The sequence below is a fragment of the Bacteroides sp. PHL 2737 genome (assembly GCF_004115325.2).
GTDB classification, from domain to species: domain Bacteria; phylum Bacteroidota; class Bacteroidia; order Bacteroidales; family Bacteroidaceae; genus Bacteroides; species Bacteroides hominis.
This window is the reverse complement of sequence record NZ_CP040630.1, coordinates 4,666,912-4,691,630: the sequence shown is the minus strand read 5'-3', so window position 1 is coordinate 4,691,630 and position 24,719 is coordinate 4,666,912. Positions and strand designations below refer to the sequence as shown.

22 protein-coding genes and 1 tRNA gene are annotated in these 24,719 nt (G+C 44.5%); 8 read left to right on the top strand and 15 right to left on the bottom strand.

Annotation, left to right across the window (positions count from 1 at the left end; translation table 11 throughout):
- Nucleotide 1 precedes the first annotated feature (1 nt).
- Genes DBK98_RS19470 through DBK98_RS19450 form a run of 5 tightly spaced genes read right to left on the bottom strand, consistent with a single transcriptional unit; the run spans nucleotide 2 to nucleotide 4,692 of the window.
- A complete protein-coding gene (locus DBK98_RS19470; RefSeq protein WP_005807659.1) occupies nucleotides 2-394 on the bottom strand; it encodes a hypothetical protein in 393 nt (130 codons plus the stop codon).
- A 43-nt stretch (nucleotides 395-437) separates the two neighbouring features.
- On the bottom strand, nucleotides 438-1,508 hold the full coding sequence (locus DBK98_RS19465) for a hypothetical protein (RefSeq protein ID WP_005807658.1): 1,071 nt from the start codon (nucleotides 1,506-1,508) through the stop codon (nucleotides 438-440).
- A gap of 18 nt (nucleotides 1,509-1,526) precedes the next feature.
- On the bottom strand, nucleotides 1,527-2,909 hold the full coding sequence (locus DBK98_RS19460) for an MBOAT family protein (RefSeq protein WP_005807657.1): 1,383 nt from the start codon (nucleotides 2,907-2,909) through the stop codon (nucleotides 1,527-1,529).
- Nucleotides 2,910-2,912: 3 nt separating this feature from the next.
- A complete protein-coding gene (locus tag DBK98_RS19455) occupies nucleotides 2,913-3,155 on the bottom strand; it encodes an acyl carrier protein (protein WP_005807656.1) in 243 nt (80 codons plus the stop codon).
- Between the two features lie 13 nt (nucleotides 3,156-3,168).
- Nucleotides 3,169-4,692, bottom strand: coding sequence for an amino acid adenylation domain-containing protein (locus DBK98_RS19450; RefSeq protein WP_005807654.1), 1,524 nt, complete (start codon nucleotides 4,690-4,692; stop codon nucleotides 3,169-3,171).
- A 216-nt stretch (nucleotides 4,693-4,908) separates the two neighbouring features.
- Between DBK98_RS19450 and DBK98_RS19445 the strand changes: the two genes are divergently transcribed.
- Both DBK98_RS19445 and DBK98_RS19440 read left to right on the top strand, forming a co-directional pair.
- A complete protein-coding gene (locus DBK98_RS19445; RefSeq protein ID WP_005807652.1) occupies nucleotides 4,909-5,826 on the top strand; it encodes a hypothetical protein in 918 nt (305 codons plus the stop codon).
- Nucleotides 5,827-5,991: 165 nt separating this feature from the next.
- On the top strand, nucleotides 5,992-6,828 hold the full coding sequence (locus DBK98_RS19440) for a glycoside hydrolase family 16 protein (protein ID WP_005780598.1): 837 nt from the start codon (nucleotides 5,992-5,994) through the stop codon (nucleotides 6,826-6,828).
- Nucleotides 6,829-7,163: 335 nt separating this feature from the next.
- Here the strand turns inward: DBK98_RS19440 and DBK98_RS19435 are convergent, their stop codons facing one another.
- The 9 genes from DBK98_RS19435 to pheS all read right to left on the bottom strand — a co-directional run bounded on the left by DBK98_RS19435 (nucleotide 7,164) and on the right by pheS (nucleotide 17,781).
- Nucleotides 7,164-7,673: a DUF3836 domain-containing protein gene (locus DBK98_RS19435; protein ID WP_005780594.1), complete on the bottom strand. Its 510-nt coding sequence runs from the start codon at nucleotides 7,671-7,673 to the stop codon at nucleotides 7,164-7,166.
- Nucleotides 7,674-7,891: 218 nt separating this feature from the next.
- Nucleotides 7,892-10,090 carry a tetratricopeptide repeat protein gene (locus DBK98_RS19430; protein ID WP_005807647.1) on the bottom strand — a complete coding sequence of 733 codons (2,199 nt, stop codon included), beginning with the start codon at nucleotides 10,088-10,090 and terminating at the stop codon, nucleotides 7,892-7,894.
- A 3-nt stretch (nucleotides 10,091-10,093) separates the two neighbouring features.
- The gene (locus DBK98_RS19425) at nucleotides 10,094-11,284 is read right to left on the bottom strand and encodes a DUF418 domain-containing protein (RefSeq protein ID WP_005807643.1); all 1,191 of its coding nucleotides are present in this window, start codon (nucleotides 11,282-11,284) and stop codon (nucleotides 10,094-10,096) included.
- 11 nt (nucleotides 11,285-11,295) lie between these two features.
- Entirely contained in the window at nucleotides 11,296-12,330 is a 1,035-nt protein-coding gene (locus tag DBK98_RS19420; protein ID WP_005807639.1) for a porin, read from the bottom strand.
- Nucleotides 12,331-12,349: 19 nt separating this feature from the next.
- Nucleotides 12,350-13,369, bottom strand: coding sequence for an ABC transporter substrate-binding protein (locus DBK98_RS19415; protein WP_005807636.1), 1,020 nt, complete (start codon nucleotides 13,367-13,369; stop codon nucleotides 12,350-12,352).
- 7 nt (nucleotides 13,370-13,376) lie between these two features.
- On the bottom strand, nucleotides 13,377-14,636 hold the full coding sequence (gene pgk / locus DBK98_RS19410; RefSeq protein WP_005807633.1) for a phosphoglycerate kinase: 1,260 nt from the start codon (nucleotides 14,634-14,636) through the stop codon (nucleotides 13,377-13,379).
- 89 nt (nucleotides 14,637-14,725) lie between these two features.
- A complete protein-coding gene (gene nth, locus DBK98_RS19405) occupies nucleotides 14,726-15,403 on the bottom strand; it encodes an endonuclease III (protein ID WP_005780583.1) in 678 nt (225 codons plus the stop codon).
- A complete protein-coding gene (locus tag DBK98_RS19400; protein ID WP_005780580.1) occupies nucleotides 15,400-16,593 on the bottom strand; it encodes an MFS transporter in 1,194 nt (397 codons plus the stop codon). The genes nth and DBK98_RS19400 overlap by 4 nt, the downstream gene beginning before the upstream one ends.
- A gap of 168 nt (nucleotides 16,594-16,761) precedes the next feature.
- Nucleotides 16,762-17,781, bottom strand: coding sequence for a phenylalanine--tRNA ligase subunit alpha (gene pheS, locus DBK98_RS19395; RefSeq protein ID WP_032535727.1), 1,020 nt, complete (start codon nucleotides 17,779-17,781; stop codon nucleotides 16,762-16,764).
- A gap of 540 nt (nucleotides 17,782-18,321) precedes the next feature.
- Between pheS and DBK98_RS19390 the strand changes: the two genes are divergently transcribed.
- Complete coding sequence (locus DBK98_RS19390; protein ID WP_229067016.1) at nucleotides 18,322-19,458, top strand: hypothetical protein; 1,137 nt, start codon at nucleotides 18,322-18,324, stop codon at nucleotides 19,456-19,458.
- 219 nt (nucleotides 19,459-19,677) lie between these two features.
- Here the strand turns inward: DBK98_RS19390 and DBK98_RS19385 are convergent.
- Nucleotides 19,678-19,751: transfer RNA gene (locus tag DBK98_RS19385), tRNA-Ala, on the bottom strand.
- Nucleotides 19,752-19,865: 114 nt separating this feature from the next.
- On the opposite strand from DBK98_RS19385, the gene DBK98_RS19380 reads away from it, so the two are divergent.
- The 5 genes from DBK98_RS19380 (at nucleotide 19,866) to DBK98_RS19360 (ending at nucleotide 24,606) form a co-directional block, all read left to right on the top strand.
- The gene (locus tag DBK98_RS19380; protein ID WP_005807616.1) at nucleotides 19,866-20,168 is read left to right on the top strand and encodes a DUF4286 family protein; all 303 of its coding nucleotides are present in this window, start codon (nucleotides 19,866-19,868) and stop codon (nucleotides 20,166-20,168) included.
- Complete coding sequence (gene ruvC / locus DBK98_RS19375) at nucleotides 20,165-20,731, top strand: crossover junction endodeoxyribonuclease RuvC (RefSeq protein WP_005780571.1); 567 nt, start codon at nucleotides 20,165-20,167, stop codon at nucleotides 20,729-20,731. The genes DBK98_RS19380 and ruvC overlap by 4 nt, the downstream gene beginning before the upstream one ends.
- 49 nt (nucleotides 20,732-20,780) lie before the next feature.
- Complete coding sequence (gene pulA, locus DBK98_RS19370) at nucleotides 20,781-22,781, top strand: type I pullulanase (RefSeq protein WP_032535731.1); 2,001 nt, start codon at nucleotides 20,781-20,783, stop codon at nucleotides 22,779-22,781.
- A 179-nt stretch (nucleotides 22,782-22,960) separates the two neighbouring features.
- A complete protein-coding gene (locus DBK98_RS19365; RefSeq protein ID WP_005807607.1) occupies nucleotides 22,961-23,518 on the top strand; it encodes an RNA polymerase sigma-70 factor in 558 nt (185 codons plus the stop codon).
- Between the two features lie 89 nt (nucleotides 23,519-23,607).
- Nucleotides 23,608-24,606: a FecR family protein gene (locus DBK98_RS19360; protein WP_005807604.1), complete on the top strand. Its 999-nt coding sequence runs from the start codon at nucleotides 23,608-23,610 to the stop codon at nucleotides 24,604-24,606.
- The last annotated feature ends 113 nt before the right edge of the window (nucleotides 24,607-24,719 follow it).

Sequence of the window (24,719 nt, the reverse complement as noted above, 5' to 3'; positions counted from 1 at the left end):
ATTATTTGTTTTCTGTATTCTCTTTCTCCATTTCGATGTTGATAATCGTGTTGTCCCATTTGTTCATCTTTTGCGTGCCCAGGTCGACTAAGAAGCCGGGCCAGAATAAAATATTCCACAGGCAGGCATTGTTGAAAGTAGATTCCAAGACAAAGGGAGTGGTTTGGTATCCTTCCTTTTTGGCCAATAACTGTTTGTCTTCTCTTTTCTTTTTGATCTGGACGGTAACACTGTTGTCTTCTTTGATTTCCGCTATTTTCTGTTTGGTCGATGCTTCGTAGATTTTAGTTCCATTCATTCCCGTAAAAGTGATGTCTTGTTTGGAACTGCTGAATAGTGTACAGCAAGATGAACATGAAATGCAGATGGATACTAATAATAAAATCTTTTTCATAAATTAAGTTTTTGATGTTATATAATTATTTTCTCTGATATATTTATCTGTTTTGTGTAAAAGACGTTTTGGGGTTGTTTTCATTGCCGGCAGGTGCCGAATCTTGATAAATAACTTTCAGCAGGCGTGCCCCCAGCAGAGGACGATAATGACCGGGATCATAGTAATGATGTATATCGGCTGTATATTCATTAGTTCCCGTGAAATCCCATACGGCAGAAGCACCCAGTATCTCTTTCATTCTTTTGATGTCTTCCCGGTTCGTTTTTTTCTGAAAATAATCCGGGCCGATGATGAATTTCAGGTTTGTATGATGCTTATCACAAATTTTTTTAATGGCACGAAGTACTTGAATCTGGCTGACAGACACAGCCGGCAGTTCTTCTTTGCCTGCATCCGTTCGTTTTTTGAATTCTTTTTCATGACGGGTCCAGTACAATTCGCCATCCTGTCCGATCTCTTTTTCTCTGGGATTGATAAAGTTGTTCGTGTAAGGTTCCCGAATGGGATCTCCCGGGTTTATGACCCCTTTCATATAAGGAGCATACTTATGTCCGATCAGGTAGCCTATGTAAGGAATCGTTTTGTCAGGATAGAGGAATTCCTGCAAAAATCTCAGATGGAATCCCAACTGGCTGATACCGGCTGCCTCAGCCGAAAACAGATGGTCGTTGCCCGACAGGGGCTTACTTCTGTCCAGTGCTTTTTTATCCAAAACGACTAATACATTTTTCAGAGGGGCACCTACGGAATCGAGTGCTTGAAGCTTCTGGCGCACACCGCCCAGGCTTTCCCAGTTGTCATAAAAGCGCACGGCATGATCGTCCTTATCCAGATACTTCTCCCATTCTCCTGTCAGGAATGCCATGGTACAGGAGTTGCCGAGTATAAACGAGTTATAGGCTATCGAATCACGATTCTGAAGATAATTCTGCCATCCCACATGCGCTTCGTTGAGCAGCACGGGAGAGTTATCGAATCGTTTGTAGGAGTGCAGCACCATATAAGGGTCGAAAATGAAATAGATGGCCACTATCGGGAAAAGCGGTAATGCCAATAACAGGAGTTTCAGGCAGAAACGTGTTTTGGGAGAGATTTTCGGTGAATGTAGCATGGGTGTAATTGGTTTCGGTTAAAATTGTAAATAGATAAAAGTTTCCGTATCGAACTTACCTAACATCAGCAGGGCGAATACCAGCAGATAGTAAACACTCCACCGTAGCCATGCGGGCTGGCGTTCGAGTGTTTCCATCAGGTTATATTTAGATGCATAATATTCATAGATCAATACCAGTAACAGGGCCGAACCTGCTACAATGCAATTGTGGTCGCGTATGCCGATGTTCATTTCCTTCCAGGAAGAATGTACTTCGAACGAGATGTTCCGTAAAAAATACCAGGCATCGCTCAATGATTGTACACGGAAGAAAATAAGTGACAGCGCAAACAACAGATAGGTACGGATTATCAACAGGCTGTCGGATGCATATTTCCCGATATATTGGGGCAACTTATTGCGAAAAGCAGAGGTTTTCATTTCCCAGCAGATCAATATGCCCTGAATCAGTCCGTATATGGCGAAGGTTAATCCGGAGCCATGCCATAATCCCAATGCCAGAAAGGTGATGATAAGGCTGAAGTAGACTCCCCACTGTCCCCAGTTACGGGTACCGGCGGTTAACGGCACATAGAGATAATCGCGTACCCAAAAAGAGAGTGACATGTGCCAACGGCGCCAGAAATCGGCGGTGGAACGTGCGGCAAACGGGCGGTTGAAGTTTGGCGATAGCTTGATGCCGAACAGGTAGGCTCCTCCGATGGCAATGTCCGTATAGCCGGAGAAATCGGCATACAGTTCGATAGGATAGAGCAGGCAGGTCATCAGTAGTTGGACACCCGAAAGGTCATGGATCGAATGAAACATGATATCCGTCTGCGGGGCTATCTGATTGGCTATAAGCAGTTTCTTTATCAGTCCCAGCAAAATATATTTCAGTCCGGTCACTGCGTTCGAGTAGATGAACGGGCGAGGATCTTTCAGCTGTGGCAACAAGTCTCCACCCCGTTCGATGGGACCGGAGAGGAATTTCATGAAGAAAAGCATATAGATCAGGAAATCTACCCAGTTTTTTTCGGCACGTTGCTCCTGCCAGTACACATCTGTCAGATAACCGATGGCCTGGAATGTGTAGAATGACATTCCAAGTGGAAAGATGATGTCATCTATCACTGTGCCATGGAGTAGGAGCCATCCGCCTATCAGACCGATGATTCCTGCGATATAGATTACTTTGGTCTTTTTCCCGGATTTCGCCCTGTTTTCCATCCATTGTGCCCAGAAGAAGGTGAACAGTGCCACCACTACTGCTGTCAACAGGAATGGCAGATAATACCATCCGATGAAGATGCAACTGGCTGCCAGTAGTATGAAGTTGCGGGCACGTCCTTTGACTGCATAGTAGAGAAAGAAACAGAGAGTAATCAGAGCCAGGAAACTAAAGGAGAGAAACTGCATGATTTATTCCATTTTGGTTAATAAGGCACTGCATAGGTCGCCGACATTCTTGAATTTAATTACTTCCCGAAAGTTGAAACGTACTCCGAAACGTTTCTCGATTTGGGCTATAATTTGCATATGGGTCAGTGAGTCCCAGCCATCTACGTCTTGAGAGGTGGATGATTCGCTGATACAGACGTTGTCCTTCTTTAAAATATCACGGAAAATGCTTTGTAGTTGTTTTAATACTTCTTCTCGGTTCATATTTATATTGTTTTTAGAGTTCCTTCTCTCTTATCAGTTCAACAATTTTTTTTCGGTCTGTTTTATTGCTATTGGTTACCGGAAACTGAGGGATACAATGAATTTGTTTCGGCAACATGTATTGTGGCAGCTTTTCTTTCAGATATTCTATCAATGTGTTTTGGTCACATTCGGTCGTTTCGACTGCCAGATGCAGTTCGTTGCAAATTCCGTCACAGATTAACGGAAGGGCAGCCACGTTGCAAGGAGTCTTGAAAAACGACTGGGCAGTGTATTCTATTTCGCTTAGTTCTATTCTGAAGCCCTGTATTTTCACTTGATAGTCCTTACGGCCGCAATAAATGATATCTCCATCGTTGTCTAAAATACACAGGTCTCCGGTCCGGTAATAAATTTGTCCGTCAGGACGGTGTATTAGAGCCGATGCCGATTTTTCCGGATCATCCAGATAGCCTTTCATTACTTGCCGACCGGATACCCAAAGTTCTCCCGTCTCTCCCTGAGGCAGATCATTTCCTTCTTCGTCAACAATGATGACGCGGATACCGGGAAATGGTTTTCCGATAGCCACCATTCCGTTGTAATGCTTGCATGTGCCGGAAGCCGGAATACGGTAACAGGTACAGTAAATCGTAGCCTCTGTCGGGCCGTACAGGTTGACGAACTCTGCGTTGGGTGCCGATTTTCTGAATCGTTCCAACAGTTCGGTTTGCGACGCCTCTGCCGATACTCCCAGATATTTCAGAGCAGGCAGGCTGATTTCATCGAAATAGGGTGAAAGAAGTTGTAATAGAGAGGGGGTGACCGTGGCGAAGGTCAGTTCGTACTTCTCCAGAAGTTCGAACACCTTGAAATGCTTTACATCCTGATGGGCCACTGTATAAACGGAAGCTCCTAAAGTCAGGGGATAAAGTAATGATACGACGGATACGTCAAATGTCAGCTCAAACATTTGTAACATGCGGTCGTGTTCATCCAGGTTCCAGTTAAGAGAATCGTATGCCTGATAAAAAGTGTTCAGATTGGCACGTGTGATGGGGACTCCTTTGGGTTCGCCTGTGCTTCCCGATGTAAAAATGATATAAGCGTTTCTTTCTTCTTCCGGCGGGTAGAATTGCAGCCTTGACAATTCCGACGGTGCTTTTTCCGACAGCTTGTCTGTGTTGATTACTCTGAAGAGGTCGGTTCCGAATGCCGGGCGTTCGACATGGCTTGTGCAGAGCAAAGTATGCAATCCGGCCAGTCCGGCTATTTTGAGATTACGTTCTTCCGGGTAAGCAGGATGCAGAATGACATATGTTTTTCCACTGGCCAGTACCGCCAGAATGGCTGCGTAGGTTTCAATCCGGTTTTCCGCAATGATCCCGATTCTTTCATCTTCTATCTCTGATAGCGAATGGGCGACGGAGGCTGTTATTTTGCCAAGTTGGGCATAAGTATAATGTTTATCGTCAATGATAAATGCTTCGTTTTCGGGATAACGTTGCATGGCGGAAAGAATATCATTGGTAATATCCTTCCGGGGAGATGTTGTCATATCCATTAGTTTTTATTCATGTTTTGGGTTTAGGAATTCCTTCTATCTTCTTGAGATTATTTATTAAAAAGACAGGGAAATGAACTGATCTCCCTACGGGCAATGAATTAAAGAACGTTAATTGTGTGATAACGCATTCTTAACCTTGCTTTCCTTCTTTAATTCGTTATATTTGCATTTTATCCGAATAGGGATTTTACTAAAACTGAAAATAATATGAAACCTGTAACCTTACCCTTACTTAAAAGTCTGTACTATGTTCTCTTTGCTATGGTAGTTGTGATAGTGCTTGGCGGTTGTGAGAAAGATGATGAAAATGAAATTCGTTTTTATACCGGTAATGGCTCTGAAGAGCGTCTCCTGGGAGAAGAGGGGCTCTTGATGGATGTTTTGCAAACACCGGCTATGATTTTTCTGAAAGCTGCATCCGGAGATCAGATAAAAGTCCGTTCGGAAGATACTGCGGTGGTCGACGCTACGTATAATCCGGATTACTTAGGAAAAAGATGCATTGAAGTTCGTGTGGCTGGGGTTGGAAAAACTCATATCTGTGTATCTTATCGGGGAGAAGAGCATATTATTCCGGTGGTTGTTGCGTCCCGGTCTGTGGCTTATAGCGGACAATGCCGACTTGAAGGTTTCAGATGCTATCAAGGCAGTAGTAAAGGAGGCGTAGAAATCTTTCCGGAGATAGACAGTTATTGGGAAAGCCGTTTCAATAGTTCGGATGGATTTATTAAGGGTTTTCCAAATGATAAGATTGAGTTTATATCTGTTGATAAGTTGAGATTCTCTTCCGACTTTGAAGATGGTACTTCACTTTCATACGAAAAGTATTTTCAGATGCGGAATGATTCTCTTTTCATGCGTTCCCATGCCGAAAATCGTTGGGAATTTTATGGTAAGGTAAATCATAATGTCAATAGTGATCAATTACAGCTGACCTACTCAATTCATTTCTGGACTTACAGTTCAACCGGGCATTTCACTTCTTTTGGGAGGGGACATGATGGCGGCTTTATAGCCAACTATTCTGATTTTTTTTATTATTATCCTGTATTTGAAGATCTTAATCAGATGACATCTGAGAATGATGAAATAGCTTGGTGTAATGTTTCTTATAGTTTTGAATGACATAAACGACGCTCTCTTTATTGATACCTTTTATGGATTCTGGTAAGTCAGATTAGATTGTCCCTATTAAATCGTATAAAAAATCACAGAGAGTTGATGAACTAAATAAATATACAGTTTGTTATTTATCAGTAATTTTATGTTTAACTCTAAAACCTTAGTATTATGAAAAGATCTCTTGTCTTATCATGCGGTGCTGTCATGTCGGTACTTTCTTTCTATGCTTGTTCGTCTTCTGATGATTCGATGGTTACACCTCTGACAAGGTCAGATGCTGTTTCGGAGAAGATAGTTTTTCAAGATGACTTCAACCAGACAGATAGTATTCCCGACAAAACAAAATGGGGCTTGTGCAAAAAAGGCAGTCCTGCCTGGAGCAAATATTTATCCGAAAGTTATGATCAGGCTTATGTACACGATGGGAAGTTAGTACTGATTGCCGAGAAAGTGAATGGAGTATATAAGACGGGAGGGGTGCAGTCATTAGGTAAAGCAGAATTTCAATATGGTAAAATAGAGATATGTGCCCGTTTCACCAAGACGGCAAAGGGGGGATGGCCTGCCATCTGGATGATGCCTGCCAAACCCGTTTACAGTGGATGGCCTGCTTGTGGTGAAATAGATATTATGGAGCAGTTGAATCATGACGGCATTGTATATCAAACAATTCACAGCCACTACAAAAATGACTTGGGATTCACTAAGCCTGTTCCAACAAAAACAGTTCCTTACAATAAAGGGCAATTCAATGTATTTGGTATCGAATGGACTCCCGAGTCTCTTACTTTTAAAGTGAATGGAGCTACCACTTTAGTCTATCCTAACTTGCATTTGGCCGATGAGAGCGTCAAAAAGCAATGGCCGTTTGATACTTCTTTTTATTTGATTTTAAATTATGCTTTGGGCGGTGCAGGTACTTGGCCTGGTACCATAACGGATAGTGAACTGCCTGCGAAGATGGAGATAGACTGGGTAAAAGTAAGTCAACCTGTGGATCGTTAACATTGTTAATGTATAATTTCCGTTTTTACTTTCCCGAATATAAACAACAAGTCTTTTGCATGCAAAAGACTTGTTGTCTGTGTTTGAAGAACAAACTTTAATACAGTGTTAAAACTAACTTTCTATATTCAGATACCAAGTGTATTTATCTGTTTGGTTATAAATGCTTTGTCTTGATTCGATGTTTTGAACTCCCAAGAGAGTCTTGGCAAAGAGGAGATGGGGATAACTACTTTTTTATCAACTTCCGGATTTTAAATTCTTTCTCTTTGATGTCCCGGTTTCTTTGATTATGTTACCTGATTTTTCCGTATCTGTGAAATCCGGAATCTCCATTAACGGGTTGTTGCATAAATGTTCTCGTAAATGGGTACTAAGGCGTCTTTCTCCAATATCCATTGGTTGGTGCGGGAGTTCATTTTGTATGCGTATTGGGCTATCAGTTGGTTATCACTGTTGGTGATGTATATATATTTTTCTGATGGGCTAAATGATTCTTTTTCTTTATTCCATACAGAATACTCTACCGAAGTTTCTGTTTCATATCGGGAGACAACCGTCAAAGATTCTTTTTCCCATGCGTTTTTAAATACATTCCATGTATAGGTGGATTTCACCGTTTTCTGATGGTCGGTATCGTAGCTGTATTTATGCATTTTTACCGGACTGAGTATGCCTGAAACGGGATTATCCATAGAATATATTTCACGGCAGACGAGTCTTCCCTTCTCCATCGTATCGTTATGGACAAACTGTTTACCGTTGTTTGTTGCACAAGCAAATCCACATACCGAAACTAATGCTGCAGAGGCTAATACTCTTTTGAAAAATGTAATTGTTTTCATATCCTTTATTATTTAATTAGTTTATATCTTTCTTTGTTTATTAGACGTTGCTACTTGAATTTAAGTTGCACGGGTATACAATCTTTTTTCAGATTATTTTCTGTAGAGTAAGAATCAATAGGTATGCCAGAATTTAGAAGCTTCATTATTAATAGATTATAAAAAGAACAGGGTGCCCACAATCGGACACCCTGTTCGTTTTTTCTTTCTTGTTTGTTTTAAATCAGATCAAGAACCAATGGAATATCATCGGGGGTAATACCTTTTCCTATGATGATATCCTCGTCTTTGCGGAACATCTCAAGGAACTGCTCTTTACTGCCATAGAGTTCTGCGGCTTTGGAGTAGAAAGGCACGGCTTTCTCTATATCTCCCAATGACCATGCCACATGACCGGCATTCAGGTAGTCTACCGGCATCGGCTTTTGGGCAATCACTTTATCATAGTACTTCATGGCTTGTTCGCGTTTTCCTGTCATGAACGAACACCAACCGATGGCACGCCATGCTTTGATGCAATCACTTTCCAGGAAATCGAGTTTGAAGAAGTAGTTCAGTGCTTCTTCGTAATTCCATGTCTCTGCCAGGCAGTTGCCAATATAGAAAATTACTTTTGTGTCTTCCGGCAATACTTCTTCCACTTTTCGGTAATATTCCAAAGCTTTGCGGAATTGTCGGTCGAGACGATAACAAATGGCTAAATGGCGATTAGTCCATAAGTTGTTCGGTTTGAGGGTATCTGCTTTCCGATAGGCTTCGATGGCTTGTGCATATCGTTTCAGTTTTTGCAGGGAGTAGCCCTGCTTTTGGTAAACTTCAGCTTCATTCTCTCGTGGGACCATGTAGGCGACTTTGTCATAGGCTTCGGCTGCTTTTTCCCAGTGCTCTTTTCTGAAGTGAAAGTTGGCTAAAGCCAGCAAGGCATCCGGGTTGAACAAGATGTCTTCCAATGCCGGATTGCTGTACAGGCAGATGGCCTCTTTGAACAAGTCGCGGAATTCCTGTCTTCGCATATTCAATTTGAAGAAGCGGTATAAGTCGTGCAGATATTGGTTACTTACCGTATCGGGGCGTTCGGAAAATTTCTTCAGTGTTTCGGCTTTCGACTGATCTGCCAATTCTTCCATTTGTTGTTCCGTGAGCTGGCTCAACATCATGTCACGCTGTGATTGCGGCAATTGCTGCATGGTGAAGAACAGCGAATACTTGTCACTGTTACAGAAGAAACCCGACTGCAGGATGATTTCCAACAGACTTCCTCCTTCTGTTTCCCGGTTACGAAACTCTTTAATGACAGTCGATTGTTGCCTGTCGAAAGGATAGAACCAATTGGAGATTTCCCTGAAGAACGGATAGCTTTTGAGTTGTGCAAATGTGCTCATATATACATCGGCACCTTCCAGTTGCAATTCGTTCATTTCACGCAACTTGTCACCCAGTCCGGATTTCTCTATAGCATCGGCCCAGTCGGGATTGGTGTCATCTTTCTCTTCATCGGACTCTTCGAAACCAAACTTCATGTTGCGCATGGGAGACATGCTTTTCAGCATTTCGGGAATGATTTCCTCACGCATTTTTTTGTCGATTTTTTCCGTTTCCTGACTGAGAAGTATTTGGATATGTACGCGTAGCAGTTCTTTTTCGAACGCGGTTTCTTCCATCAGTGCCGTGATACGTAAATTGATTTCCGGATAGAAATCGATACGTGGTGAATAGGCATGGAGAATAAAAGCGATTCCTACCAGAGCCCGCTGGCTGATCTGTACATTGGGGTGACGGTAAGCATCTATCAGCCACAGAAGTTTTCGGAGATCGAAACATTCCATCAGACTAAGGGTAACGGCACTTGTAAAAAGGCAAAGATCGTTCACCGGAAGTAACTCGGACTGAAGCATGGATTGTGCAGTTGTACTTTCTTCCGTACTCCAGTTGCTATTGGTCCAGGTTTGCAAGAACAGAATCCGCAGATTATCTTCGTGACGTTTCAAAACTTCATCCATGTTTTGATCCGAAATGAATCCGCTTACGGCCAGGTCATCATTGAACGATTCAAGCGTGTGTATCAGCATCTCCAGGGTAAGGGGAGAAAGTTCCTCAGTACGTCGCGTACGATATTGATGATAATAATGGCTTGATACGCTGTCGAGTAGTGTAATACGTGCCTGATCGGTGATTTCAAGAGTATCGGCCAGCAATCTTTGATATAATTTCTTACGCTCCGGGTCTTCTATCCCCTGGCGCATGTATTGCAGCATATAGTTGTACGAAGTCTGTATCTGCTCCAGGCGGGTACGGAGCGACCATTCCGGACACTTCCAGAGGAATGATTCCAGTTGAGTCAGCGCCTCCTTCAGTCGTTTTTGTCCGATCAGGCGGAGGATGTATTGATATTGTTCGTTGATAAGTTGTTCGTTCATAATTTACTTTCGTTTATTGTTTCCAATCCAAGTGAGGCGTTTCCATAGGCCTTCGAAGGGACCATGTTTGAAGTGACCGAGCCACCAGGAACAGAAGGTCATTTGAAGAAGTACAAAAAGAATGCCAAAAAAGAAACTGTAAGTAATTCCTAAGAAACGTCCCAATTCAAACCCCCAGTGGTAGAAAAGAAGTGAGCCAATGACGGATTGTCCGATGTAGTTTGTCAGACTCATCTTGCCATACGAGGTGAAACGCATCAGGAATCTGCGGTCTTTGACACGGTAGAAAGTGATAAGCAGTCCGCTGACCAGCAATACCATGAAGCTGAGGTTGCTCAAAGAGCTTATGATCAGTTGCAAGGGAATCAGGAGGGCATCGCGCGTGATGAATCCCGGCAGCATGTTATTCAGACCATATAATGGAAAGAAACATAAGAGTGACATACCTAATGCTTTGAGCCAGCGTTGTTCGTTCTGTTCGCTATAAAGGAATAGTCCCTTACGTCCCACCAGCATACCGAAGAGGAAGAGGGCAGGCGTTTGCAGAATGCGTCCGTGCTCCAATGCCCAAGTCAGGTTGGCAAGTTGCCCTTCCCAGAGGTTCATGCAGATCGTTTCAAGGAAGGTACCGTTTTTCTGCACGTCGAAAGCAATCCCGAAGTAGTGGGAAGCCAGGCTGGGACCGGGTACATAATCCGGGTTGCAGAGAGCATAGATGACTTTGAACCAATCTATCGGTTGCAGGATAAGCAGGGTAGCGAAGATGGTTACACTGCGGCTACCGAGGCGACAGAACAGAGGGAGTATCAGACCGAGCATGGCATACATCGTCAGTATTTCACCTGTAAAAAAAGCAGCGTTGAACTGTCCGATGATGAACAGTAGCACCATCCGCCAGATGAACCGGAGGCGAAAATCTTTACCACGGCGTTGTTGGTTGTTATCCTGAATATAGAAACTGAAGCCGAACAGCAGGGCAAATACGGCATAAGCTTTGTTGCTGAAGACAAAAAAGAGCCCGTTCCAGATAGCTCTGTCGGTAAACTTCATCCATTCGCCGGGGATGGCATCCGGAAAGGAGTAGAAATTAAAATGTTCGATACTATGCAGGATGATGATCCCCATCACAGCCAGTCCTCTCAGTACATCGGCCACGTCTACACGGGCATTGGGTTCGCTGATTTTATGTTCCATTGATTATCGTTTTAGAATCTTACCTGTACCTGCGCCTGAAACAGGTTACTGTCTTTTCCCTTATTCCGGTCGCAAAAAGTATATTGTGCTTGCAGTCTGCATTTGGGATAGAACCAATATTGCAGTCCGGCTATGTAATTCGTCTGTTTTCGGCCGATGGCTTTATCTGCGTTGAAATAGTCATATGAAACTACGAGGTCGAAGTTGCGTAGGAGCCGGCAACTTCCGGTGGCATAAAAACCGTCACTTTTCACAGTTCCGTCCTTTCCCGCCAGATATTCGGAACGGAGGCTGAACGGGCTTGTCGTGATGATACCTCCTATACTCCAGCGATTTTTGGTGTAGTTTTCCCCTGCCGGGATACCGGTTATTTCCGAATCGGCGACGGCATGTCCTGTTCCTTTTATAAACGAACCGCCTACCGACAGCCATTTCAGTGGATTTACCATCAGATTGCCGATGATATCTTTTTGATTGTTTTTATCTTTGATATTGAGTCCTTGTCCGTTCATCACCGCCAGTTTGTAGTATAGCAGGTCGTTCAGTAGTCCTCCGTGGATCATCGCACCGATGTCGCGTCCCGATGTCATGCCACAAGCTACGTCACTGCCGCTTACCCCTGCCAGATAACACACAGACTGTGAGTAGCAGTTAATCAGTTCCACTGTCGTGGGTGATAATTCGTTCTCGATCGTATAAGGGACTTTAAATTCTCCGATGCGGGCTTTCAGTCCGGGTAGAATCTGATAATCGGTATAAACCTCGAGCAGCATACCTCCATTGTAAAAGTCGTACATGAAATCGCAGGTCCAACGGTCGGTGATTCGTCCGTGAGCCATGAAAATGATTCGTTTGATGTCGAATGTATTGGTTTTCTTCGCTGCATCGTCATAAGTATATCCCAGCTGCGCATATCCGGCAAGGGTGATCCGTTCTTTTAGCGTATTGACGACTTTGTTTACCGTCATACCCTCTTTTTTTTCCTGTGCATTCAGGTTGCCGCTTGCCAGTAGCAGCACAAGTGTTAATAGGAATGTGTTTTTCATCTTTACTTTGTTGTATTTATTATGGTTTGAATTGGCCGGGAATGAAGGTCGTATCTACTAAGTTTTCACCCTGATAGTTACCGGGGATTGCTCCTTTGTTCTTCAGCCAGGCAATAGCTTTTTTTATGTCGTGAGAAGACGGACACATGGCAGGTCGATAATCGGGCAAGTCCACCTGGGCAGCCACTGTTTCCGGCAGTCCGAATTCTTGTGTTAATATCTCCCCCCATTTATCCCGGGGATAAGTTTGCAGGTATTTCACGCCGAGATTGTATCCGGTGATAAACCTCCTTATTTCTTCGTTTTTTTCTTTGATGGTCTCTTCTGTGAAAGCCGTTCCGGCGGAATGTATCCCCATTTGGATTGTATTCAGCAATACTGTGTGTCCGTCGTTTACCGCGATTGCCGTTGCCGGACCGGGCAAGAAAGATGCTGTGATCTGTCCGTTTTCCAACATCATCAGCCTCAAAAAAATGTTGTTGATTTCGGGTTTGTTCGCTTCACCGGGAGTAAGACGGGCCTGTTTCATTACTTCGTCGGTGGCATACTCTATCAGGGTATTGCAAGAGATGGCAATGTTTTTCCCTTTTAGGTCTTCCGGATTCCTGACATCATATTTTTTGCTTGTTATCAGGCTAAGGCAGCCATCATTTTCCATAACCAGACGCAAACGGACTCCTTTGGTCTGTAAAAGGGCGGCACACGGATAGTCGGTGAGCATACCATCCAGTTTGCCCGATAAGAAAGCAGCGTCACGATCGGTTGCCGAGGCATAAGTGATGAAGTTGACTTTTATATCCAGCGAATCATAAACACCGTAACGGGCGGCAATCAGATGAGGCAGTCCGTCGAAAGAAGGCATTAGTCCGAAAGTCAGAGGCTGAAGTTCGGATGACAGCGTATGTCCCTCTTTTTTGTCTGCACAGGCTGATAAAAGAAGCAGTAATATGATGCTGAAAAAGGGTTTCACTCTTGACTTTTTCCTTTTAAAAAAGGCAACTCCGTGAGGGGCTGCCTTTTCTGTTTTATAGTGATTCACTTTAGTCTTATTCCTGAATAGCGGCAATACCCGGAAGAACTTTTCCTTCGATTGCTTCAAGCAATGCTCCACCACCGGTAGAAACATAAGATACACCGTTTGCCAGGCCGAACTTGTTGACACAAGCTACAGAGTCGCCACCGCCAACGAGTGAGAAAGCTCCGTTCTTAGTAGCTTCTACGATAGCTTCGCCTACCGAGCGTGAACCGTGAGTGAAGTTTTCGAATTCGAATACGCCTGTCGGGCCGTTCCAAAGGATAGTCTTGGAATTCTTGATCACTTCGGCAAAGATTTCTTCTGATTTAGGACCGATGTCAAGACCTTCCCATCCGTCAGGAATTTCATTCACAGGACAGAATTTAGTGTTGGCATCGTTAGAGAAAGAGTCGGCGATCTTAGCGTCAACAGCCAATACCAGATTTACACCTTTGTCTTTAGCCTTTTGCATCAGTTCGCGGGCGAGATCCAGTTTGTCATCTTCGCAGATAGACAGACCGATCTGTCCACCCATAGCTTTGGTGAAAGTATATGTCATACCGCCTGTGATGATCAGGTTGTCTACCTTGTTCAGCAGGTTTTCGATGATTTCGATCTTAGAAGACACTTTAGAACCACCCATGATGGCTGTAAACGGACGTTTGATATCGTTCAATATCTTGTCAACGGCCTTCACTTCTTTCTCCATCAAGTAACCGAACATCTTATTGTTCACATCGAAGTATTTGGCGATCAATGCCGTAGAAGCGTGTGCACGGTGAGCCGTACCGAATGCGTCGTTTACGTAGCAGTCAGCGTATGAAGCCAGTTTCTTTGTAAATTCTTTCTGGCTTTCTTTCACGGCTTTCTTGGCAGCGGCTTTTTCTTCGTCGGTTGCGTCTTCAGCCAGTCCTCTCGGTTTGCCTTCTTCCTCAGCGTAGAAACGGAGATTTTCGAGCAACAGCACTTCGCCCGGTTGTAAAGCGGCAGCTTTCACGGCAGCTTCTTCGCCCATGCAGTCGTTAGCAAACTGAACTTCAACGCCCAGCAGTTCTGACACGTGCTTAACGATATGTTTCAGAGAGAATTTGTCGGCAACGCCTTTCGGACGGCCCAGGTGAGAGCCGATGATGATGCTGCCACCGTCTGCCAGAATCTTCTTTAGCGTAGGAAGTGCAGCACGGATACGAGTGTCGTCTGTAATGTTGAAGTTTTCGTCCAAGGGTACATTGAAGTCCACGCGAACGAATGCCTTTTTACCGGCAAAATTGAAATTGTCAATTGTCTGCATAATACTTTATTTATTTACTTTAAAAGTGTTAGTTTCTTTTATGATGACCGCAAAGTTAGTATTAATTTCTCTTTTTTGCTATGAAATCGTTATTTATTCTTCCTCTTCGGTGTGTCTTTGCTAACTTTATACTTCTCACAGTAATATTTACACATTAATTGCAAACCACAGGTTTCACATTTGGGTGTACGTGCCTGGCAGACATAACGTCCGTGTAGAATAAGCCAGTGGTGAGCGATGGGAATCAATTCGTTGGGGATGTTTTTCGTCAGTTCTTTTTCTACACTGAAAGGAGTCGTGCAGGCATCACCCACGAGTCCGATGCGGTGGCTCACTCGGAATACATGTGTGTCTACAGCCATGGCCGCCTTGTTGAATACGACAGACTGGATGACGTTGGCTGTTTTGCGTCCCACTCCGGGCAGTTTGATCAGTTCTTCAAGGGTACCGGGCACTTCGCTGTTAAAGTCACTCACCAGCATTCGTGCCATGCCTACCAGGTGTTTTGACTTATTGTTAGGGTAAGAGACACTGCGGATGTACTCGAATATCACTTCCGGAGTAGTAGCGGCCAGTGCTTCCGGGGTGGGGAAGTCCTGATAGATTTTCGGGGTGATCATGTTCACCCGCTTGTCAGTACATTGTGCGGAGAGGATAACGGCAATCAGCAGTTCGTACGGGTTGTTGTAATGCAGTTCCGTTTCGGCTACGGGTACATTCTCCTGAAACCAGGCGATTACTTTTTCATAACGTTCTTTCTTTGTCATCTTAATTTGTTCTTATGATAATGAGGTGCGACTTTCAAGTTAAAATAGAAGGTGGAGATCACTGTCAGGCAGGCTCCGAAGAGATAGGCCATGTCAAACGAGGTAAATTGGGCGATATAGCCGCCCAGAACCAGACCGATTCCGATGCCTACATCCCACGAGGTGAGATAGGTGGAAGTGGCTGTGCCGCGTTGGCTGTTCGGAGCCAAGTTGACAAACAGCGTGTTGAAGGCTGGAAACATGGTGCCAAACCCGACTCCCAGCAGCAGTGCTACCATGAAGAAAAGCACATCGGTTAGTTCTGGATTTATCTGCATCAGTTTGTCACAGGCAGAAAGAGTGAAGAAACAAATGCACACCAGATAAAGTCCCAGAGTGATAACCTGCGTGATGTGTCCCTTGTCCACCTGCCGTCCGGAGAACATACGTGAGACGGCCATGCCTATTGCCATGAACGTAAAGAACAGACCGGAGCTGAGTGTGATTCCTATTTCTTTGGCATACATGGCTATGTAAGTGCTTGTCATGCCATAGGGGATAGATAGCAAGAGCAGGGCAACGCCGGCCGGTATACCTTTTATTAAAACGAAGCGGTCAAGTGAGATTGGCTCCCGCTTGACCGGTTGCTTGACAGGAGTCTTCACCAGACATGCAGCTACAAAACCGGCTGTGCCGGAGAGGAGTGAGCAGAGGAAGATGGTTTCGAATGAACAAGTGTCGTGCATGAAAAGCCCGATCATCGGTCCGAAACTCATGGCGGTGTTGTTCATCAGTCCGTAGTAGCCTACTGCTTCTCCTCGTCGTGAAGAAGGAGTGATGTCGATTACAATGGTGTTTCCTGCTACGGTCACCATACCGAAGGCCAGTCCGTGCACTACACGGAGCATAATGAATAATGACAGTACTCCCGCCAGGATGTATCCCGCGAACACGGTTATGAACACGAAATAAGCGATCAGATAGAGCGGTTTGCGTGCCAGTGTGTCCAGTAGATAGCCTGAAAAGGGGCGAATACAGAGCGAGGCCACAGTGTAGCATGATAAAATAACGCCTACTGCCGCATTTCCGGTTTGGAAAACTTCAGTCAGATAGAAAGGCAGTACAGGCAGAATCAAGTAGAAGGCAAAGTATAAAAGGAAGTTTGCTGCCAGTATCAAGACATAACCGGGAGTGACAAGCCTATCTTTCATTATGGTTTCATAATTAACAGTTGGACGATTTGCGATTGAAGCCACTTCATCCTGTGAAGAACACGAAGTTTGAAGCGAATTAGACGATTTACTCTCTACACATCTTTCTTACCTCCTTCATGTCGGGAGGTAATTTCAATTGTAAATTGTAAATCGCCTGATCGTAAATCAATATGCCGCTTCGAATTCCTTTAGGAAACGGGTATCGTTTTCGGAGAACATCCGGAGGTCCTTCACCTGATATTTCAAGTTTGTGATACGTTCGATACCCATACCTAAGGCATAGCCACTGTAGACTTTGCTGTCAATTCCGTTGGCATCAAGCACATTGGGGTCTACCATGCCGCATCCCAGGATTTCCACCCATCCGGTATGTTTGCAGAAAGGGCAACCTTTTCCGCCGCAGATGTTACAGCTGATGTCCATTTCAGCACTGGGTTCTGTGAACGGGAAGTAGGATGGACGCAGGCGGATTTTCGTATCGGCACCGAACATCTCCTGGGCGAAGAGAAGCAACACCTGTTTCAGTTCGGTGAAAGAAACGTCTTTGTCCACATACAGCGCCTCCACCTGGTGGAAGAAGCAGTGTGCACGATAGCTGATGGCTTCGTTACGGTAAACGCGTCCCGGGCAGATGATGCGGATAGGTGGTTGTGAAACTTCCATTACGCGACTCTGCACCGACGAAGTGTGTGTGCGTAGTAGCACGTCGGGGTGTGATTCGATGAAGAATGTATCCTGCATGTCGCGTGCCGGATGATCTTCGGCAAAGTTAAGTGCCGAGAACACGTGCCAGTCATCTTCGATTTCCGGACCCTCGGCGATGTTGAATCCCAGACGGGCAAAGATATCGATGATTTCATTGCGTACAATGGAGAGCGGGTGACGTGTGCCCAGTTCCACAGGGTAAGCCGAACGGGTCAGGTCCAGATCGTCCTGTCCGTTGTCTTGGTTGTCGAACTGTTCTTTCAGTGCGTTGATTTTCTCTTGTGCTTTAGTTTTCAGCTCGTTGAGCCTCATGCCGACTTCTTTTTTCTGTTCGGCAGCCACGTTACGGAAATCTGCCATCAAGTCGTTGATGGCTCCTTTCTTGCTAAGGTATTTGATGCGGAGAGCTTCGAGTTCTTCGGCATTGGCAGCCTTCAAGGCTGCTACCTCTTCAAGAAGTTGATTAATCTTAGCTATCATATCTTGCGATTTATTGTTATTCGGTTTTTCTTTAAATTGCTGCAAAAGTAACAATAATATTGCAATCAAAGGAGATAGAAAGAAATAAAATGTGTCAGTCGGCTGAATTCATCACAGAGTACTTGGGGTACACAAAGGAGAAACAAAGAAGTGAAACTCTATGATAAAGGAAAAAGATGTTTCTTTGGTAATTACTTTATGACTTCTGTGGCTTTTCAGTTTTTCATTGGTGTATAATAATCAGAAGGGTAGAGATGTTTTTCTTTCTTTTTTCGGTTTGTTGATACTTCAAGATAAGTTCGGGCAGTGAGTCGGTAACGTGCATGCCTTTCAATGGTTTTCCAACCGCTACCATATTGACATATATAAGAGATAAAATAAAAATAACTTTCTCTTTTTACAAATAATAGGTTGTTCTGTGAAAAATGATTATTTTAGCCGATGCGGGGGAGTGATTGGGCACGATAGCTATTCTTTTCGTCATAAGGTGAATTACGGATGCTTCGGATCTTATGTACAATCTTGCAGACCTTAAATTGTATGGATATGGCCGATTGGATGTCAGTAAAAAGTATATCTGATAAGTATGGGATCAGCGAATCGCGGGTGCTCGGATGGATACGGGAGTGTGAGATAACCTCTTCGACTGTGGGCAGCGTGGTGTTGATTGACGACGAGAGTGTGCAGAGATTGATCGGAAACGAGAAGCGGTTGGCGCGCCTGACCACTAATTACGAACAACTTTGTGGGAAGTTTGAACGGCGCATCGAGGCGGAACTTGAGAAGGACGAAGATGCCGCGCTTAAGATGCGCCTCTTTGATGACTTTGCGCCCATCGTGCGCCGGATATTGTCTATGGTGGTGGGTGGCTTGAGTACCGAAGAGCAAAAACTGTTTAATAGTGCCTTTGCCGCCTCTCCTCTTTCAAAGGTGGCCGCCAGAATGGGATTCGATTCTGTATGCGAATACATCAAGGAATTCAGGAAGACGTTGAGTGATCTGCCCGCAAGTACAAACGAAATCATCAATGGGCTTCAATCAGAACTTTCCAGAAGTCGGAAGAGCGTTGAGTGGTTCAAGAAGCAACAGATGGAAGAGTGGCAAATGATAGAAGCTGCGCGCAGACGTAATACTGATTTGTGGAACAGAAATGAGAGTCTGTCCAAGCAGAATAGATGCTTGGAAAAAGAGAAAGATGAATTGTCGAATCGTCTAAAAACACTGGAAGAGGTACTTGGCGGACGGGAGCGTATAAAAATAGTCGGGCCGGAAAAGGACGAAGATGCCGCAAGCTCCGGAGAAGCGCTTGTAGAGACATCGGAGGTGCCGACAGACCTGCGCGGTCAACGTTCTGAAGTGGGGAAATTGCAATGCTGCAAATCAAAGCTGTATGACCGGATCATTAGTTTGCGTGAAGAGGTAAGAAAAATCGAGTGGGAGATACAGCTATTGGAAAATCATTTGAAAATTATACGCAGTTGGGATTATGCCGGAATAGTACTTGAAGTTTGGATTAAAAGGAATTTTGAGAAAAAGGTGAAGGTCTCTATACAAGAAGTGGTAACAGAAGTGGAAGCAGAGACCACGACACATACAGACTCTGAGGTTGCATCGGTGGAAGGAAAAAAGAAAGAAGATGGCTTTTGGCATAAACTTCGTTTCCGGTTTGGTCATTAATTGTGTAGTTGCTCTTTTTTCCCCTTGATCCTCAGTTCCGAATAAAACGAAAACTTTTCGTGTTGTAGAGATAGGGGAGAGGCTATCGAGTGTGGAAGGAACATTGGTCCATGATCTGTGGCAAACTGATGTAGAACCGGATAAAAAACAAAGTGGAGAAGTCCTCACGGATTTCCCCACTTTAATGATGAAATATTTACTATTTTTATTAATTGGGTGTGGAGAGTATCGGACTCGAACCGATCACCTTAACACTGCCAGTGTTACGCTCTAGCCAGATGAGCTAACCCCCCGTTGTTTTCATGATAACGTTTGCGAACGTTTATCTGTTTTGATGCGGCAAATATAATGCATTATTCTGAAATAATTGCTATGTTTGCGGAAATAATCATCAAAAGATAAAAAATATGCTGATATACAATACCACTTTTCAGGTGGATGACGAGGTTCATGACAATTTCCTGATCTGGATCAAAGAAAGTTATATCTCTGAAGTAGAGAAACACGGAGCACTCCGTGCACCACGTATCTGCCGTGTGTTGAGCCATCGTGACGAGGGCACTTCTTATTCACTCCAATGGGAGGTGGATAATTCCAGCCTTTTGCATCGCTGGCATCAGGAACAAGGTGCACGGCTTAACCAAGAGTTGGTAAAGATATTCAAGGATAAAGTAGTCGGATTTCCGACATTGATGGAGGTATTGGAGTGATTCAGCCGGTTAAAGAGAAGATTATTCTGGGCATCGATCCCGGTACAACGATCATGGGATACGGAGTGCTGCGTGTCCGGGGGACTAAGCCGGAGATGATTGCTATGGGGATTATCGACCTGCGTAAATTCGGCGATCATTACCTTAAACTGCGCCATATACATGAACGGGTACTGAGCATCATTGAAAGCTACTTGCCGGATGAACTGGCGATTGAAGCCCCTTTCTTCGGGAAAAACGTGCAGTCTATGCTGAAACTCGGACGTGCACAAGGAGTGGCAATGGCTGCCGCACTGAGTCGAGATATTCCTATTACCGAATATGCTCCGCTTAAAATAAAAATGGCTATTACCGGTAACGGGCAGGCTTCAAAAGAGCAAGTGGCCGACATGCTGCAACGCATGCTGCATTTTGCCAAAGAAGACATGCCTGTCTTTATGGATGCTACCGACGGACTGGCAGCTGCCTATTGTCATTTCCTGCAGATGGGGCGTCCTGTGATGGAGAAAGGGTATAGCGGTTGGAAAGATTTTATAGCCAAAAACCCGGAAAGGGTGAAGTAGCCGCGGGCTACTCAATTAATCAGATAATAATTTAATAGAGAGAAAAACCATGAAAATGAACTATCTTGCCTTTATCGGAGTGACTGCGGCCACGGCTGTAGTCAGTTGTACTCCTGCCAAGAAAGAATATGCGTCTTACGAGCTGTATCCGGTGCGTTCGGGCAGTCTCACGGAGATGGAGTATTCACCGGAGGCTACTAAGTTTATCCTTTGGGCACCTACCGCCGATGAAGTTCGTCTGATGTTGTTTGATTCGGGTGAAGGAGGGCATGCTTACGAAACAATTCCTATGGAGCCGGGGGAAGAAGGCACTTGGACAGCAACGGTCAGTAAAGATCTGATGGGGAAATTCTATACATTCAATGTCAAGGTAAACGATAAATGGATGGGAGATACGCCGGGTATCAATGCCAAAGCGGTGGGGGTAAACGGAAAGCGTGCCGCCATTATCGACCTGAAATCCACCGATCCGCAGGGGTGGGAAAACGATCAGCGTCCGCCGTTGAAATCACCTGCGGATGCAGTCATCTACGAGATGCACCATCGTGATTTTTCTGTTGACTCCACGTCGGGCATTCGGAACAAAGGGAAGTTTCTGGCTCTGACCGAACATGGGACACTGAATCCTGCCAAGTTGCTTACCGGTATTGACCATCTGGTAGAACTGGGAGTCACCCATGTACATCTCCTGCCATCTTATGACTATGCCTCAGTGGATGAAACCAAACTGAATGAAAATAAATACAATTGGGGATATGATCCGCAAAATTACAATGTGCCCGATGGTTCGTATTCTACTGATCCTTATGATCCGGCTGTTCGCATCCGTGAATTCAAACAGATGGTGCAGGCGCTCCACAAAGCCGGTATTCGGGTAGTACTCGACGTGGTGTACAATCACACGTACAATACTGACGGAAGCAACTTTGAGCGTACGGTGCCGGGATATTTCTACCGTCAGAAACCCGATGGTTCGCTGGCAAATGGTTCGGCTTGCGGCAACGAAACGGCAAGCAACCGTCCCATGATGCGTAAGTATATGATCGAATCCGTGCTCCACTGGATTAAAGAATATCATATAGACGGTTTCCGCTTCGACCTGATGGGCATTCACGACATCGAGACAATGAATGAAATCCGCAAGGCAGTCAATGCCACTGATCCTTCTATCATTATTTATGGTGAAGGTTGGGCTGCGGAGGCACCACAGTATCCGGGGGATTCGCTGGCTATGAAGGCCAATACTTTCGAGATGCCCGGTATTGCCGCTTTCTCCGACGAACTGCGTGATGCGTTGCGTGGTCCTTTCAATGATAACCATAAAGGAGCTTTCCTCGCCGGAATTCCCGGTGGAGAAGAAAGCATTAAATTCGGAATTGTCGGAGCTATCCAGCATCCTCAAGTCAACAACGACTCTGTGAATTACAGCAAAGCTCCTTGGGCTGCCCAGCCGACTCAAATGATCAGTTACGTGTCCTGCCATGATGACATGTGCCTGGTGGACCGTCTGAAGTCAAGTATTCCCGATATTACTCCCGAACAGCTTGCACGGCTCGATAAACTGGCACAAACGGCGGTGTTTACCTCGCAAGGTATTCCGTTCATTTATGCCGGTGAAGAGGTGATGCGCGATAAGAAAGGGGTGCATAATAGTTTTGAAAGCCCCGATTCCATTAATGCCATCGATTGGAACCGCAAAACCCTCCATGAAGATGTGTTCACTTACTATAAACGTCTGATCAGTCTTCGTAAGGCACATCCCGCTTTCCGTATGGGCGATGCGGAGATGGTGCGTAAATATCTGGAATTTCTTCCGGTGGAGGGCACTAACCTGATAGCTTTTCGTTTGAAAGACCGTGCGAACGGAGACTCTTGGGACAATATAATCGTAGTGCTCAATGCTCGTTCCGTTCCTGCCAAACTGACAATACCTGAAGGCAAATACACCGTTGTCTGCAAAGATGGGGTAATTGATGAGCGAGGTTTGGGGCTGTTGTACGGTCCGGAGATAACGGTTCCGGCACAGTCGGCACTGATCATTCACCAGTAGTATCAGTGATATGGAGAAAGCCCGGAGATAATCCGGGCTTAACTTTGTAAATGCTGATAATAAAAAATTGTAAGGGCATAAAAAACAAATATAAAGTTAACCTAAGTGGATTATCTCTAAAAAAACTGTCCTGATTTGTGGGATATGTGTGCATAGAGCAATCTTAAAATATCTGTATGATGAAATTTATAAGGAAGTCTCCGGCCGATATGGATAATCTGGAAAGTCCTCAAAAGTTTGAGGCTTTTTTTCTGGATTATTACCCTCGAATAAAAGGGTTCATTAATGGCTTGTTGCAGAATGCTGAAGAGGCGGAAGATATCTCTCAGGATATTTTTGCATTATTGTGGCAGAATCGGGGAAACTTGAAATTGATAGACAATCTGGATGCATACCTGTTCCGTATTGCCCGGAATGCGGTTTTCCGGCATATCGAACGTTCCCTGCTATTTCAAAATTATCAATCCTGGCAAACATCGGATGATCATCCGGAACATTGTGAAACAGAGGCGGAACTTGATGCAAAAGAATTGGAACTGATCATAGCCATCGCTGTGGAGAGAATGCCTGCCCAAAGGAAAAAGATCTACCGGATGAGCCGCGAACAGGGACTGAGTAATGAGAAAATAGCCCGTGAATTAAACATTAGTAAGCGTACGGTTGAAAATCATCTGACCCAGGCTCTGGCCGATATACGCAAAATATTGCTCTTGGTTATTATGGCTACCATCGTATAAACTTAGTAGTTTATTCCAAAAAAATCTCTTTCGGACTGTGTGTGTTTGGCGGGTTACGTATCTTATATACATAACCCATAAAATATACTATGTCTGACGCATACAAAATTATACGCAACTTTATGGCTTTTACAGCCAGTCCGGATCTTAAAAGCAAAGTCTGGACATGGCTCCTTGATTCGTCCGGCAAGGAACGGAAAGAAAAAGCACTCCATCAGATATGGGATGATTATCATCCTGCGGCAGATGCCTGTACCCGACATTCTTTACGGAAGTTTCAAAAAAAAGCAGGCTTTCCTTTATGTAAGCCGTCAAACCTTTATCGGTGGGCACGTATAGCAGCTTTTCTACTTATTCCGTTGGTGTCCATTGCTACTGCCTATGTATATGTCAGGCTGCATACGCACGATGTCCGTTTTGTCGAATGTATTGTCCCCAAGGGTGAACAAAAAGAAGTCACACTTCCCGATGGTTCGGTCATCACCCTGAATTCCGGGTCTGTATTTTTATATCCCACACATTTTACAGGCGACACTCGTTCCGTATATCTTTCGGGCGAGGGGCATTTTAAGGTTGCACCAGACAAGAAACTTCCTTTTGTGGTAGAGACTAATCACCTGGATGTCTGTGTGCTGGGTACTCAATTTAATGTGCAGGCGTATCCTTTGGATAAGAGAACGATTACCACATTGGAGACCGGTTCTGTTGCCGTTAGGAAGAAGAATCAGACGGATTGTTTTGTTACTTTGGAACCCAACCAGCAACTGGAGTATGAAAACCGGGATGGAAAGTTTTATAAAAGGAATATAGACGCCTCCGTCTATTCGGGCTGGACTAAGGGTGAAATGAATTTTGTCTCTCAATCATTTAGGGAAATCCTGAAAACGCTGGAAAGAAGATATGCCGTATCCATCCGGTTATCATCCGATCTGACAGAATCGGACCGTATCAATTCGGATCTTTATACAATAAAGTTTAAGTATCGTGATAGTATCTCTCATGTTTTGGACATTGTGACAAAAACTGTAGGAGGTATCACCTATAAAGTGGAGAAGGACGAAACCATATCTATTTGTCCGCTAAAATAAAAGAAAGGAGAGCTGTCATATGAAAAAAAGGGAACCGGAAACAAATTACCACACCCATTTCCGATCCCCGAAATCAATCAAAAACTTTTTAACCTTTAGAGACTTTAAACAGT